Annotated in this window: 11 protein-coding genes; 8 read left to right on the plus strand and 3 right to left on the minus strand. The window is 32.7% G+C overall.

The window, feature by feature from the left end:
• The first annotated feature begins 376 nt into the window (after positions 1-376).
• From RCG17_RS22855 to RCG17_RS22885, 7 genes are all read left to right on the plus strand, one after another.
• The gene (locus tag RCG17_RS22855; RefSeq protein ID WP_308172336.1) at positions 377-1,267 is read left to right on the plus strand and encodes a DUF2971 domain-containing protein; all 891 of its coding nucleotides are present in this window, start codon (positions 377-379) and stop codon (positions 1,265-1,267) included.
• Positions 1,268-1,350: 83 nt separating this feature from the next.
• A complete protein-coding gene (locus RCG17_RS22860; protein WP_308172337.1) occupies positions 1,351-1,851 on the plus strand; it encodes an SEC-C metal-binding domain-containing protein in 501 nt (166 codons plus the stop codon).
• A gap of 403 nt (positions 1,852-2,254) precedes the next feature.
• Complete coding sequence (locus tag RCG17_RS22865; RefSeq protein ID WP_308172338.1) at positions 2,255-2,575, plus strand: hypothetical protein; 321 nt, start codon at positions 2,255-2,257, stop codon at positions 2,573-2,575.
• Between the two features lie 947 nt (positions 2,576-3,522).
• Entirely contained in the window at positions 3,523-5,460 is a 1,938-nt protein-coding gene (locus RCG17_RS22870) for an AIPR family protein (RefSeq protein WP_308172339.1), read from the plus strand.
• A 232-nt stretch (positions 5,461-5,692) separates the two neighbouring features.
• Positions 5,693-6,472, plus strand: a complete 780-nt coding sequence (locus RCG17_RS22875) for a hypothetical protein (RefSeq protein ID WP_308172340.1) — start codon at positions 5,693-5,695, stop codon at positions 6,470-6,472.
• 1,074 nt (positions 6,473-7,546) lie between these two features.
• The gene (locus tag RCG17_RS22880; protein WP_308172341.1) at positions 7,547-8,740 is read left to right on the plus strand and encodes a beta-ketoacyl synthase N-terminal-like domain-containing protein; all 1,194 of its coding nucleotides are present in this window, start codon (positions 7,547-7,549) and stop codon (positions 8,738-8,740) included.
• A gap of 46 nt (positions 8,741-8,786) precedes the next feature.
• Positions 8,787-10,226: a sensor histidine kinase gene (locus RCG17_RS22885; RefSeq protein ID WP_308172342.1), complete on the plus strand. Its 1,440-nt coding sequence runs from the start codon at positions 8,787-8,789 to the stop codon at positions 10,224-10,226.
• A 520-nt stretch (positions 10,227-10,746) separates the two neighbouring features.
• Here the strand turns inward: RCG17_RS22885 and RCG17_RS22890 are convergent.
• The 3 genes from RCG17_RS22890 to RCG17_RS22900 all read right to left on the minus strand — a co-directional run bounded on the left by RCG17_RS22890 (position 10,747) and on the right by RCG17_RS22900 (position 14,082).
• Positions 10,747-12,213, minus strand: coding sequence for a phytoene desaturase family protein (locus tag RCG17_RS22890; RefSeq protein ID WP_308172343.1), 1,467 nt, complete (start codon positions 12,211-12,213; stop codon positions 10,747-10,749).
• Positions 12,210-12,860 carry a TetR/AcrR family transcriptional regulator gene (locus RCG17_RS22895; RefSeq protein WP_308172344.1) on the minus strand — a complete coding sequence of 217 codons (651 nt, stop codon included), beginning with the start codon at positions 12,858-12,860 and terminating at the stop codon, positions 12,210-12,212. The genes RCG17_RS22890 and RCG17_RS22895 overlap by 4 nt, the downstream gene beginning before the upstream one ends.
• A gap of 517 nt (positions 12,861-13,377) precedes the next feature.
• Positions 13,378-14,082: a hypothetical protein gene (locus RCG17_RS22900; RefSeq protein WP_308172345.1), complete on the minus strand. Its 705-nt coding sequence runs from the start codon at positions 14,080-14,082 to the stop codon at positions 13,378-13,380.
• Between the two features lie 359 nt (positions 14,083-14,441).
• On the opposite strand from RCG17_RS22900, the gene RCG17_RS22905 reads away from it, so the two are divergent.
• Positions 14,442-15,257, plus strand: a complete 816-nt coding sequence (locus tag RCG17_RS22905) for a lipid II flippase Amj family protein (protein ID WP_308172346.1) — start codon at positions 14,442-14,444, stop codon at positions 15,255-15,257.
• The last annotated feature ends 143 nt before the right edge of the window (positions 15,258-15,400 follow it).

The raw sequence follows: 15,400 nt of genomic DNA on the forward strand, positions 1-15,400 counted from the left end.
TAGAATGAGTGCTTTAGTGAAAAAAGAATTAATTGATTTTAAAGATTGAGACCATGTTTTAGTTATTCCATTATAAGGCGCAATAAGATATAAAATTAAATTGCTTAAAATATACAAGTTTTTATACATTATTTGCGTATTTTACCTTTTTTCATTCAAAAAGGATACTGCTATTAACAGTATTTTATAATTGCAAAATACAAAGTTATTTACTCAAATCATCATTTGAATAATTGAATGGTATCTTACATAAATACTACATTCGCCAAGTTGTGAAATCCCTTTTGATTTTTTGATGAACCCAGCCGCCTTATTATTGTTTGCTATAATAGAAATAGTTAATAGAAAATGAATAATAAGTGGGGATCTTAAGAGTATGAGTGATATCGAATATGAACTTGAAGCAAAAATGGAACAAGCAATATCACATTTTGATAAAAAATTTAAAACTAATGAATACGATAAATTCCTTTATCACTACACCACAATTCCAACAGCACTAGAGTATATATTATTTACACATAAACTGCGCTTTAATTCCATTCTACATACAAATGATCCAAGAGAAACAAAAGATTGGAATTTTACAATCGAATTACCAAAAGGAATTAATCATGATTATATTGAACAGAATTATGATCTTTTCAATAATACACAAATACGTGCTAATGAGCTTGTAAAACACGGCATTAAGTTAGCTTGTTTTTCTTTGGATAATCAAGAGATTTGTGAAGAAACAAACGCTTATGATTTTGGTAGAGGTTATGCAAAATCAAGAATGTGGGCTCAATATGCGGGCAACCATACTGGACTATGTTTAGTATTTGATAAAAGGCAACTTGTGAAAGATATTAACAATTGCTTCCACAGAAAGGGTAGTATTTATTCCGGGTTGGTTTTATATCGTAATCTTGTTTCTCGCGATTCACTCTGTTTAAATTTGAATGATATTTTAAAAGAAGGATTAGAAAATGCTATTACTGGTCATCTGGAAAAAAATATCGATGCATTGTATTTTATAAAAGGTGTTGATTGGCGTGACGAAGATGAATTTCGAATCGTAATTAATACATTATCTAAAGAAGGCTTTGAATATATAGATATTAGCAATTCTCTGAAAGGAATTGTATTGGGAGAGGCATTTCCAGAGGTGTACAAACCTGCATTAAAATATGTTTTAGATAGAAATTTTAAAGACGTTTTTGTTTCTAAAATAAAATGGTCGAATGGACACCCTTTAGCTTTTCCCGATTTTTTGGATTATTAGTTATAATGTACAAAGACAATATAAATCATAAAGGAGCTTAATACTTGCTCTTTATGGATTTAGTATGTTTGAGGTGAGGAATATTGGTAAATGAGGAATTATGCCCATGCGGTAGTAAAATTAACTTTGAGCAATGTTGCTATTATCCGAAAGAAGGTAATACCCCAGAGGATGTTAAAAAAAGAATTACTAGGATAGTGATATCTACCTTTGACAAGGTTGGAGATACAAGAGGAGAGACATGTTTATATGTTGCCAGATTAGTAAAAGACTTATTAAATGAATTTGGTATAAAAAGTTATATAGCTGCTGGATCATCTAAGTGGAATAGAGTAACAACATTTTATGATTGGAAACCACCAAGAGAGTTCCATGCTTGGGCAGTAACAGAATTTGGAGAAACTGTTGATTTAGCATGTGATGCACTAAATGAAAGGTCTGATTGGCATCACCACCTATCTAACAATGTTCCGATAAGATGCTGGAAAAAGAAAATTCACGATTACGGGGCTAAAACATTGGAATTCGATGAAGAAAGTTACCGTATTTTATTATCGATTGCATTAAATAAACTAAAGAAATGAAAATAGTTACTGGGATAAGAAGTTTAATTACTATCATACTACTTTTTTAAGCTAAGTACTGCTTTACTTTAAGTTTTATTTTTAAAGTCTATTTTTATTTACCACTATTCAACAATCGGGCGCTTTCCTGTAATAAGGAAAGTGCTTTTTTCAATTTTAGGGCCAGATTGTGGAATAACTCAATTAATGAAAAATTGATAAGGTAGTAGATGCTGTGAGTATTTTTTTTAAAACTAACGGATAATGAAAAGAAGACGGAAGGATGTTCTAAAAAGTAAATAAATCTAAAAACAGAGATAAGACAAATTAATGACTTTTATATTGAAAGACGTGAATCTTATGTAGGAAGTTTTAAAATATAAATAGACTTCTAAGATGATACGTGAAATAAAATATGTAGGAGTTGAAATTATGTGGTCTAGAAATCAATATACTGGACCTGGGTGGTGGGCTATACACAGGACCAGGCGGTGGCCTATATACTGGACCAGGCGGTGGAGCATACACAGGACCAGGTGGTGGATTATACACAGGACCAGATGGTGGATTGTATACCGGGCCAGGTGGTGGATTATACACAGGACCAGATGGTGGATTGTATACCGGGCCAGGCGGTGGATTATACACGGGCAGGGTGGTGGATTGTACACCGGGCCAGGTGGTGGATTGTACACCGGGCAGGGTGGTGGGGCCTATTCTGGAGCTGATACTGAACCTTATATGAGCAATATACCACCATGGCATATTTTTGTTCAGGAATTAGAAAAACGTAGATATTACAAACAAGCTGAGTTAATTAGAAGGTACCATAATATTAATAACTGATTAAAAATAATTGTTGAACTTTTTAGACTTGATTTTTAATGATCAAGTCTTTTATGTATTTATATTAAGTTGAGCTGGTAACTATTCAAATCCTATATCTTTTAAGCTAAAGGTTCAGGTTTGTTTATGAGGTACGAATGTCATTGTTTTGCTAACAAATTAATCACATAAATTAAATGTGCTGTATTTTCAAACCATGCTGACTTACAGGGTGTTCTTAGATTTATGTTAGGTGCTAATGATGATAATGAGGAACACTTATTATAGCCAAGATGTTTTTGAAAAGAATGTTAATTACGAACTGTTTATGTATAATGTATTTCAAAATGAATATCAACAGTAAAATTTCTTCAACTAGTTGCTTTAGTTCACTAAGCTAAAGTGGCAATCAAAATAATTATCTTGATATCACGCAATCGGGCGCAATTCAGGAATTAGAATTGCACTATTTCTGTATTTAAGGGCCTTATATGGAATAAGGGATTGTTAAATTTATGAAAATTTGAAATAATTATTATAAAAAGATATATCTTTAGATGGGATGAAATTAATGATATTAGTTAGCTCCTGTTTAACTGGATGTAACGGAAATGTACATAAAAGGGCCTATACAACATTAGATTTAGCTCAAAAAACAAATGCTACAAACTGTTGTTTTAAAGGAGAATTGCTCGTCTTGCGGTAATTCAATGATTTTCAACGGTGAATTTATTGGTAAAAAATAGCTGGGATTGGTGTTACTTCCGCACTGTTAAAAAGAAACGGTTTCCAATTAATTTCCGAAAAAAATTTACTAAACGATATTTAAAACTTAATTACGAAAATATATTTAAGGAGGATTGAACTATGGATGACATAATAAATGAGTATTACGAACTGTTTAAGGGCCTACCAAATTATGGTCCTATCGTTAGAAACAATATTAAAGAAGATGCTTTTACTGTTGCGGTTCTGGAAATTATGTATAATAAAATACTCAATCTAGATTTCATTGATAAAAATGTAGATAGTATTGCAAAATATATTGTAGCCCCACCTGACAGTGGTATTGATATTTTCATAGAACATGAAGATGGTGATGAATATTACTATGACATCATTCAAGTGAAATATACAAAATTAGGTCAACAAGATATTAAGCAATGTCTTGCAATGATGCAGCGTACTATAAAAGACTTCTTGAAAGATCCTCAATCTGTGCATAAAAATCTAAGAAAAGTAATTAGCAAAACAAATTTTGATGCTACATATAAAAACAACTGTACTTATTACGTGGTTCACACTGGTGACATTGCTTACGCAACTGGGCTAAAAAAATTCGAAAAAGTTGTTACTTTAAGTGAATTGAAAATTCTAAAGGAAAGCCTTGGGGCAGACTGTGTTCCAAAAGAAATATTAAAATCGGATGGTTTCAACAATTTCATTTCTTATAATCACGACAGTGATGAAAACACAGAGCAAGCATATCTATGTAATTTAAATGGCTATGATTTAGCTAAGTTAAACAATAAATATACAAGTACAGAAGTGGGAAAAAATATATTATTTGGTCAAAACCTCCGTGATTCATTAGAAAATAAATCTAAGACTTTTGAATCTATGAAACAAACCATTGATAATGAGCCCGAAAAATTTTGGTTTTATAATAATGGAATAACAATTATAGCAGAAGGTTTTACTGCAGATGCTGTGAATACAGAAGATGATGAACAAAATACTAAAAAAATTGATTCTGTAACTCTTGAAAATTTTTCTATAATTAATGGAGCACAGACTACAAGTTCGTTAGGGATTTATTTGAAAGAAGCAGAAATGAATGGGGATAAAGAAAAGATAAATAACTTGAAAAATGTTTACGTTTTAACACGTATACTGGTCATAAACAAACCTGAACTAAAAGATAATATATCTATATATAATAACATGCAAAATCCTATTACAAGCCGAGATATGGTATCGAATCGTCCAGAACAAAAAAAGCTGTATGAGTGGTTAATTAGTGGGGATAACCCTAATATTTTTATAGAGATAAGACGTGGTTCTCGCCCACCTTCACATATAAAATTACTAAAGCACCAAATAACTACTAATGAAACATTGGCACAGTTAGCATTTGCGTCATTTTTTAGAGAGCCGTACACAGCTAAAGATAAAAAGCGAACGTTATTTAATAATGATTATTCAAAAGAAGAATTCACTATTAATGAAGACTATCATAAAATCTTTAACTTTGATGATGAAAATGACAAATGCGGGATTCTTTTTAAAAAGACTAAATCAGAGATTGATGAGCTATTGTTTGTAGCTTATCTTTATAAAGAAAGCAAAAAATATCTGAAGAAAGAATATCAACAACGATTAGATAAGCAAAATACGATGTTGAAAAATGCTGATGAAGATGAAAGACAAAACATTAATGAATTTATTAATAATTTTAAAACTCAAATCGCCATAAATAATATTTGTTTCTTTTACTGTATTGCCCTGTACTATGAATTTAAAGTACAATTCGATGATGATAATAATAAAACATTCAACTATTCTGCATTCTATGGTAAAGATACTCAATTTAAACAAAATTTGATTGAAAGTTTCTCGCAAATTTTTCTGTCAAAAACTATTGAAATTATAAAAACTGAATCTGCCGGAACAGCCAACGTTAGCAACTGGATTAGGATTAAAAAAAGTCAAGACATTTTCATGAAGAAATTGCGTAATGAACTGTCTGTAAACTTAACTTTTGCAAGAGAATATAAAAACTTTATCAATGAATTCAAGCACTAATAAAAAGGATCGTCGAAAGATGATCTTTTTCTTTGGCCCAGCAGATATTCAGCAATTAGCCAGGGAGAAAACTGAGATTGTGAAGTTTTGTACTTAAACTAAAGGAGCATGTTAGGCCAATAAGAAAAATTGTTTTTAAGATGAAACATTTTATGGTGTGTTTCGTAATTTAAGAAAGTTTATAATTCAGATAAAAAATGAAAAGCATTTTTATTAAAGAGGGGTACTTAATATGGATATAATGACGTTACAAAAGTGCAGATTATGTGGTGAGGAAAAAAAACTTATTAAGTCCCATATAGTTCCCGAAGGATTTTATAAGAAGATTTATGATGGTAAAAGAAGATTGTTTTTAAAATCTCAGTCGAGAAACGCTATTATTCCTATGCAGAAAGGACAGAGAGAAGAACTATTATGTAAAGAATGTGATAGTAATCTAATTGGTAATAAATATGACAAATATGGAATTGAAGTTATTAGGGATGGTTTGCATATTCAAACACTTACCGATTATGAAAAGGAAATTTGGGTAGGATTAGATTACAATAAGTTCAAAATTTTTCTATTATCTGTCTTATGGAGAGCACATATTGCTCAAAACTTTCACACGGGTATTACTTTAGAGAAAAGTATAGAAACCCTGATTGTTGAATCAATTAAAAGTGGACAAGCACCGAAAGAAAATGTTATTCCGATTGTTGGCCTTTCTTTGGTAGACCCACAAGACAGTGATTTCAAATGTGATGAGATAATTACTAATGGAAACACGTATAAAAGAGAGGGACAATTTAATAGTAAGACTTACATAATTATATTTGGAGGTTATGCTTGGACATTTATTGTACCAAGTGCAGAAAAAAATGATCCTCAAGAAAATTTTTTTCTAAAAGATAATGGTCTTATGGTTTTTCCAAAACAAAATATATATGAATTCACTCCTTTAACACAACTTATGAAAAGCATTTATCTCACAAATGACAACTTTAATCGGATTAATCGCAGTAATAAGTAAAGTCATTGTTTTGCAACAACATTTTTCATATGTAAATCCATATTAATCCTAATGCAATTTGCTCCTTGCCGTAAGATTCCTTACAGCTTATGATTTTCCTTATAGAAAAATTTACAAAAAAGTTCTGCAAGCCTTTCTCAAGTGAGAAGGGCTCTTTATTTTCCAATTCGTTATGCATCGGGATGTTTACTTGAAAAAAGTTCTTTACTGATGTCCTCTATCGAATAGGGAGCATTTTTTATTTTGTACAATTTTCCTTATGTTATCCAGCACTGTAACCGCCAAGTAGAAATGAACACTTTCTTACCCAAAAATGCTGAATAAGACTGAACACTTTTTTCCAGTAAAGACGTGCACTTTATTTGGAGAGGCGGGCATGATAGCCTACATTGGCTGAGCCAGATTCTTTGTTACATCTGGCTTCATGGCTCATAATCTTGCCCGTAGAGGCTCCAAGTCAAGTGACAAAATACCTCAACTAACTTCCAGTAAAGTGTTCATTCCTATTTAGCAAAAAGTGTTCAAAGTTATCAGGCGGTTACAAGCACTCGGTTAGCTTGTGAGTAAAAATTGGATTGTAAAGTTTTTCACTTAAACTATTGGGGGCTTTACTTCAATAACGATCTTCAGCAATCGGGCGCGATTGTGGAATAACACAGATGGAAAATGATCGATCTTTTTTATAAAAAACTAGTATATATCCTCTAGCAGAAGAAGTCATTTTGATCAAACTTTATTTCAAAATGACTTCTTTTTGTTTATCTTAGAATACGGACTTAAGAAGTTTTTAATCAAACTTTATTCTAAAACTACATTTTATTCTCACTTTTAGCTCTTTTAGAGTCTCCCTCTTCTGAAGATATTTTGAGAGCCAGTGAAGAAACAATTATGGGCAAGATATTTGGGCATAGTTAAAAAGGAGGGGATTGTTCCTCGATTTTCCAGTTAAATCAGGTCTATTGTATGATTAATTTCACGAAATCATTTCAATTCTAGTAAAGTTCTAGTAAATTAGTATTATAAACTGATAAGGTGACGTTTTCATAAATACTCTTCGAGGTGATTTTTCTCAACATGAATATTGTATGTACCGGCTATGGGGTTATTGCTCCCCACACAATGAACATGAAACAATTTTTGTTCAATTTGCAAAATGGAATATGTTGTCTTGATATTGTTGAGCAAGCGGGACCCAACAATGAAACCAATATTGTGGGTGTCATTCAGGAAGGACTAGAGAATTTTGAAAACGATAAGAAGATGAAACGACTGCCGAGGCTCTCGAAATTAGGGATCATAGCAGCAAAAGAAGCGATTCATTCCGCTCAGATAGATGTTAGTAAGGAAGGGAAAAGAGTAGGACTTTTCTTTGGTATCTCTCTAGGAGCATGTGGGGAAAAGGTCTTTCAGGATTCAGTTTTATATGCAAAGGAAGATCAATACAGAAAAATTCCTGTGACCTTTGCTCATTATGCCAATTACCATAGCATAACCGCTTCTATAGGTCATGCCATTGGAACAAATGGAATCACAAAAACCATCACCACGGGATGTACATCTAGCTTGGAAGCTATACAAGAGGCTATTGTGTATTTAAAAAGTGGGCTGATTGATGTGGCAATTGTTGGTGGAACCGACAGTCCCTTGGGGAAAGCAACTACTTACGCATTTGCCAAAACAAGAGTACTGCCGCTCGATCAAAATTTGGAAACCGGAGCTGTTCCATTCCAAGAAGGCAGTAATGGATTTGCTATGTCTGAGGCGGCGGGTGTCTTGATTTTAGAAAGAAAAGAGGATGCGGTGGAAAGAGGAGCCGACCTTAAAGGAGAAATTGTTGATATTGTTTCAAATAATGATGGAATTTATATTTTTTCATTAGATGAAACGGGAAATCAAATTCTTCATGCGTTAGAAGAAGTAACCCGTGGTCGCAAACCAGACTATATTAATAGCCAAGCTCTTGGAATTCAGCTCAATGATCAAATTGAAAAGAGATGTTCAAAGGAATTATTCAATCATCAAATCCCCTATACATCTATTAAAAGTATGTATGGAAATCCTTTCGGAGTCACTGGAATCCTACAAGTTCTATCATCTTTATTGAGCATCCAATATAACTTCATTCCACCTACTATTCGTACTTCCAAAAAAGGCTATGAAAATATGAAGATTGTAACAAAAACTCAATATCAACAGGTGAACGAAGTTGCGGTTACTAATCATGGGTATGGTGGAAATAATGCTTGTGCTTATATTAAAAAGTGCTGAAAATCTAGTTACTCAATTATAGAGTAACAAGAAAAGGGGTGACTATGTGGTAATTGGACTGTTAATTAGTGTAATCGGGTTTATTCCCATTGCACTAGCTCTTAGTATTCATAAAATGTATAACAAATCCAAACTGTCTTTAGCTTTGTTTGTCTACATGCTTTTAATTACAGTTTGGCAACTAGATGTTGGAGTTTTGTATTTAAGTGATCAGTGGAATGAAAGTGCCAGTTTGTTTCTTTTTCGGTTATTACGGTTAGGTCCTACATATGCGATTCCGGTTGTCTTTAATATCGCTTATATCATCATTAAGCATCATTCAACGGTATTATATGATGCAGGAAAATTGGAAACTAAAATCTGTAAATTTCTATTTAAGAAGATAACCTTTTACATATTAATTGCATTAAGTTCTTTTGTTTATCTTATCAACTTTACGAATTTAGGCATTTCGGGATTACAAGTAGCGTATCTTGGACATTCAAATATTAGCTATTATTATGTTAAATATGGCCCATTGTCATGGATCTACGTCCTATATATGAGTACTTTTATCCTATTTATGTTTTTAATCTTTCATTTCTCCAAACAAATTCAAAGTTTAAATATAAGGCATTTTTTGAAGGCTTTTTCCATATATTCGTTTTTGCTATTTGTTACAGGGTTTCTCAATTTTTCTCATGACAGTTCCTATATTGCCAGCAGTATAGGAACTGTCATTTTCTCCACACTTATCATGTTAGAATTTCTTGAACTAAATACTCATATCAAGATGAATTATTCCCGGTTGGTTGAGAGGCAGAAGAAGTTAGACTATACAGGAAGTTTAGCCGGGAGCTTGATCCATGAAGTGAAGAATACGAATCAAATTATCAAAGGGTTTTCTAAAATTTCAAATAAAAGTGAAACGATGACAGAAAATGAAAAAAGCTCTTTAGACATGATTATTAAAGCAACGGACTATTTTAGCGAATTGACGAACAGTTATCGGGAATATATGGAAACTTCACAAATGACATTTAAAAGAGAAAACTTAGATGACATCATTCACAATGCAATTGAATTATCCAAAGAATCCTTGAAGGAACATCATGTCGAGATTGAAATAATCAATCCTTATAATTCGCTGGAGGGGTTTGTCAATCGAACGTATTTTAGACAAATCTTTATCAATCTAATCAAAAATAGCATAGAGGCTTTTTCCGAGGAGCAAAAAGGAAAGAAGATTACCATTGAAATACAGCTGGTTGAAAGCAATATTGTCATTCATTTTATAGATACCGGAAAAGGGATTCCTGCTGCCAATTGGAAAAGTGTCTTTGATCCTTTTATCTCTTTTAAGAAAAGCGGTATGGGGCTTGGACTTCCCTTTGTCAAAAAGGTGATTTTGGAACATTTAGGGGATATTCAAATTGTAGAAAGCACCCCGAAAGGAACTCATTTTCAAATTGAACTTCCTCAAAATGGGGTAATTAACATGGATTAAGAACCCAAAACTCCTTAACTAGTGTTGAAAACAAACAGTTAAAAAGAAGGACTGCACTTTATGTGTGGTCTTTTAATTTCATTACTGGTTCGATTATATCTGACATAAAGAAGAACTAGAATAAATGGAATCTATACAAATGATGTTTTTTATTTAAAAACATTTCAAACAAAAAATAAAATGCTGGAAAGTTGTTAGGGGTCAAGGGAAAGGTTTCCTAAAGCTCCTTGGATGGTGTTGCTTTAGAATAAAGTTCGATAATTTTAAAATAATATTGATGATTTGTAAAAAAGTTTGATAAAAAAATCCTGTTTAGTACAGGATTTTTTCTAATTCAGCAATCGGGCCAGATTGTTGCATAACATATTTAAAGAAAATTACTAGGGGTGAAGAAAATGTGTGGATTTTGAGTAAAACAAAGGGATCATTAAATACAATAATGGGTTGATTCGGTTAACCAGACCAAAAAAAATTGGCGCGCATTATGTTTAAAATGTGCTCCCAAAAGGTTTTTAAATAACTATTTGTTTTCTTTTTTACAAATTATTTGAATAACATCTCTACCTGACAATGCTGCTGTAGGAACCCCTCCTCCAGGTTCTACCCATTGCCCAATCATAAAGAAGTTTTCCAAACCTGGTAGAGTTTTGTTCATAGACATTCCAAGAGTCTTGGTTGTAATTAACCAACCCTCAAATGAACCTTGCCAATTATCAGTATAACGTTTGTAGGTAAGTGGAGTTGCTACATCAATAACTTCGATGTCCTCTTTAAGACCCGGATATATTTTATTGATCTCATTAATATATGTATCAGCAATTTTCTTTTTTTCAGCTTCATAAGCTTCTCTATCCTCTTTAAATTTTTCCCAATAAGCATAATCAGACTGAAAATTGGTGATTACGACTGATTTTCCAGCAGGAGCTAATGATGAATCAAAACAGTAATGTCTAACAGTCATACTATTTAATTCTTTTCCGGCAATGGATATAGGCTGATTAAGCCAATGTCTAATATTATGTGGTATATCTGATAAATCACGGTGAATACCCAGCGATACTTGAATTAAAGGTTCAAAGATTGGTAAATGATCATAATAATCTTTAATCTGTTTATTAATGTAATTTCCTTCAAGCATTTTAAAAATGGTTGCATAACCGTCAGCAGCTGAGATTACAATATCTGCCATATACTCAGTTCCATCTATCAGCCTAATTCCTTCAGCTTTACCGTTTTTAATAAGTATTTTGTCTACCCTGGACTTATATTGTACAGTACCTCCGAGTTCAATGTAATGACGTTCCAATGTCTTTGCAAACGCAAGAGAACCTCCCTTTGGAAAGCCAGAACTTTTATTGTTTAACCCTGCTAAGGTGAATAATAAGGCCAGCATAGGAAATTCAGGTGTGAAAATCCTTGAAAATGCATCCTTTAGAAAGTCATTTTGAAATTGTTTTACAAAATCAATTACTTTAACATTCCGATATTTACTAAAAATTTTTGCATGTGGTAAAATCTTCAGAAGTAGGGAAGCTTCATCAAGGAGGTTATACAGTTCTTTTGCTTTTTTTAAAGGCTGCTTGAAAAGACAAAGTTCACGGACAGCATCTGCTAATTCACAAATGACAGACTCATCTTCAGGAGCTAATTCTTTTAAATGACTTTCAAATTTATCGATATTTGTATAGACGATCATTGTTTTATTTTCTGGACCTTCTATACGGGTGAATTCACTATAGTCAATCACCTCCATTTGGGTTGCACCTAATTCCTGCCATATCTTATAAAACGGAGATGCTTCCCCAGAACCAACTAACCAGTGAAGGCAGCCGTCAAAAGTATAACCCTTACGTTTCCAGGATGTGCACAGACCGCCTGGAAGATTATGCATTTCGAAAATTTTTGTTTTAAATCCATTCATCTGGCCATAACAGCCGGCGGATAGTCCTGCGATGCCTGATCCAATTATAATAATTGATTTTTTCATCTTAAATTACCTTCCTTCTCTATATCCACTTGTAAGGCCCATAAGAGGTACGAACGAAATGTGGATACTTGTTCAGATGAACAAATAGTAGCAGGGCCTAAAACCATTGCACCTAACGAAATACCATTAATAAGGGTCATTAGTGTGTCTGTAATTACTTCTATTGAAATGATAGGTTTAAATTCTCCTATTTCAACACCTTTTTTAAAAAGCATTTGAAACGTTTCAGATACCATTGTGTAACGATTTACCTCATAGTCATGCTTTGTTTTTTCCCACCATCCAGAAATATAAAATTCTAAAGTAGCCGGGAAAATGCTTTCTGCAATAGAATCCAAACCTTGCACAAGCTGTTTAAGAAAAATTTCGATTGTCTCCCATACGCTACTGCCTGAATCGTTTTGGGGTTTTAAAAGCCATTTAATAATTGCTTGATCAAATTCCTTTATTAATTCTTTTAACATTTCTTCAGTGCTAGAAAAGTATATATACAATCCTCCACGACTAATGTTAGCTTCCTCTATTACATCTTGCATTGTTGTTGCGGTGTATCCCTTTTTTACAAAAACCTTTGAAGCAGCATTCAAAATATGGCGAACTTTCTTTTTCCGATATTCTTCATTAACTTTTGGAGAAATAATAAACACCACCTAAGAAATAAAAATGACATTAGTGTCATTTTTATTTTACAATATAACAAGATTTATTAGCAATACCTTGAATTGAATATGCCAAGGTATTAAATTTGATATTATATGAACTGAATTTATCTTAGACAAAACCGAATTTCAGGAAGATAGTATCTTGAGTAGTTCCGAATAAAATTATGGCATTTCAATTGTGATTCTTTCAGCCTAGTTTAGCTAATGGGATCAATGATCAATTCCTGTGTGTGTAATGTTCTACCGAGGGGCAGTTGTTATCTTAAGACCATACAGAAAAAGGTCAACCAGGATTTTGGTTTACCTTATTACAAATGAGTTCTTTGGTGAATAAAGATTAAGTAATGCTATTCCACAAACGGGCGCTTTTTTATAATAAGGATGAGCGCTTATTTTCCATTTTAAGGCCATTTAAATGTCCGGATGCAGCAAAAGTTTATTTATTGCCCTAACGTAGAAGATAGTTAAAATCTCACAATCTTGTTACCGTCGGCTAAATTATTTATTTATTTTGATGTTCGGATTTGTCACCGACACCCATTATTTTTGATGTGAAACGGCTGATCATCTCAGCAGCAAATCTTTCGTTTGCTCCTGCAAGGAATGCGGCAGCAAAAGTGAATATTTTTGCCGTATCTCCAGTTGCGTTTATTCCGTTCAGAATAACCGTAGTTACCAGTCCAATAAATGAACCCATTACTACACCAACAATGGGACGGATAAGGTACCAGGAGGTAAAGGTAGGGTCCATACTACGATGGATCATATGAGTATATATTCCGTGTAAAGTAAAGGAAATTGCTCCTATGGATCCCGCAATAGCACACAAGTAAATGGTTTGCATCCACGTCCATTTTTCTACCTGCATCGATGTGTTAAGTCCGCTTAAATGGATAGCTCCTAACCAAATCCAAAAACCAAGAAAAGCTAACTCATACAATATGATAATGTAAGGTTTATATGAACATGAAAATTCAAACCTTATCGGAGCGTTGTGGAGAGTTGTTCTTACCTGGTTTAATGATTCGTTCAATCCAATGTTATCACCAGGCTTTTTTGTTTCTAATTTGGCTTTCATGTTATCCAGAATAATGGACGCTTCCTTCACGTCGTAACCCTTGTCTGCAAAATCAGCGGTAGTTCCTTCGAGGAAAGATAATTGTTCTAACTCATCAGGCTGTTTTTCCTTTAGTTCTTCGCAACTCATTATGGTTTCCCCTCTATCGAATATAAATTAGCATAAATTAATTTTATACCTTATCTATTAGTTTGAATATAGTATGTTTAGTACATAATGTTGAAAAAGACCAATCTTCAACAATCGGGCGCCATTCTTGAGGATTGGCGCTCATTTTGCAATTTTAGGGCCATATTGCGGAACATCACTTTTAAAGAAAAATTGGTAAGAAGGAAGATATTGTGAAGAGTTTCACTCAAACTAACGGACAGGTTAATTTAATACGAAATGATTAAAATAATTATAGCTGTGCTATATTCTAAATAATTCCAAAACAATAGATTTAGTTTATAATACAGCTATAATAAATTTTTTAAAGGAGATTTTTTATGGAGCTAATTACAGGTAAGGTCATAATAATATCTCTATTTTTATTTATAATCACAATGATTGAGACATTAGCTTATTCAACAAGGATTTCAGGAGTAAGGGTAAAATTAATTGCAACTGCATTATCTTTGTTTGGTACATTAGTAATTGTTTCAAGGTTTTCCACTATGATACAACAACCTCTAACAGCAAAACTTATTGCAGAGGTACCCGAAAAATCTAACCCATTAAACTACATAGAGGGACAGTATAGAATTTTGATTTGGGTAACAACTTTTGGAGTATTGTTTGGAATACTTCTTTTTCCGACATTCATAAATATCTTTTCACGAGCCATTATTCAATTATCAAATCAACGTGGCTCAGTCATTGCACTATTTATTAAGCATTGTAACCGAATAAGCTTTAAAAAGTTTTTTATGTGCTTCAGACTACCAAGATTAACATATCTGAAGGGTATTACCTTTAATACAATTCCAAAAAGGCTCTTTGTAATTAATGTTATCATTTCTGCTGTATTTACTATTGGGGTTCTTTCTTCTATATACGCATCAATGCTAGTTCCAAAGTATTCACAAGCAGCATTAATGTCATCTGGGATAATAAATGGTATAGCAACAATTTTATTGACATTGTTTATTGACCCTAAGGCTTCCGTGTTAGCTGATAGAGTAATGAAAAATCAAACAGATTATATTTACTTGAAAAGTTACTCTTTGACTATGATTAGTTCTAAATTATTAGGGACAATTGCGGCTCAACTACTGTTTATCCCTGCGGCATATTATGTTGCTTGGTTTGCTAAGTGGATTTAATGGGTTTTGTTCAACTAACGGGTGCGATTCTGCATGAATTGTGCTCTTTCTTTATGTTTAGGGTCATTTAATGGGATAAGAGTTTAAAATGCAGTTTTTATTGAATTAAAAAATTTTGTATTTATGATACCAAAATATGGTTG

It is taken from the genome of Neobacillus sp. PS3-12 (assembly GCF_030915385.1).
Classification (GTDB): Bacteria; Bacillota; Bacilli; order Bacillales; family Cytobacillaceae; genus JAEVLT01.

Excerpts from the sequence above, each read along its gene's own strand:
- RCG17_RS22855 (WP_308172336.1), top strand. The coding sequence starts at position 377 with ATGAGTGATATCGAATATGAACTTGAAGCAAAAATGGAACAAGCAATA.
- RCG17_RS22870 (WP_308172339.1), top strand. The coding sequence starts at position 3,523 with ATGGATGACATAATAAATGAGTATTACGAACTGTTTAAGGGCCTACCA.
- RCG17_RS22875 (WP_308172340.1), top strand. The coding sequence starts at position 5,693 with ATGGATATAATGACGTTACAAAAGTGCAGATTATGTGGTGAGGAAAAA.
- RCG17_RS22880 (WP_308172341.1), top strand. The coding sequence starts at position 7,547 with ATGAATATTGTATGTACCGGCTATGGGGTTATTGCTCCCCACACAATG.
- RCG17_RS22890 (WP_308172343.1), bottom strand. The coding sequence starts at position 12,213 with ATGAAAAAATCAATTATTATAATTGGATCAGGCATCGCAGGACTATCC.
- RCG17_RS22900 (WP_308172345.1), bottom strand. The coding sequence starts at position 14,082 with ATGAGTTGCGAAGAACTAAAGGAAAAACAGCCTGATGAGTTAGAACAA.
- RCG17_RS22905 (WP_308172346.1), top strand. The coding sequence starts at position 14,442 with ATGGAGCTAATTACAGGTAAGGTCATAATAATATCTCTATTTTTATTT.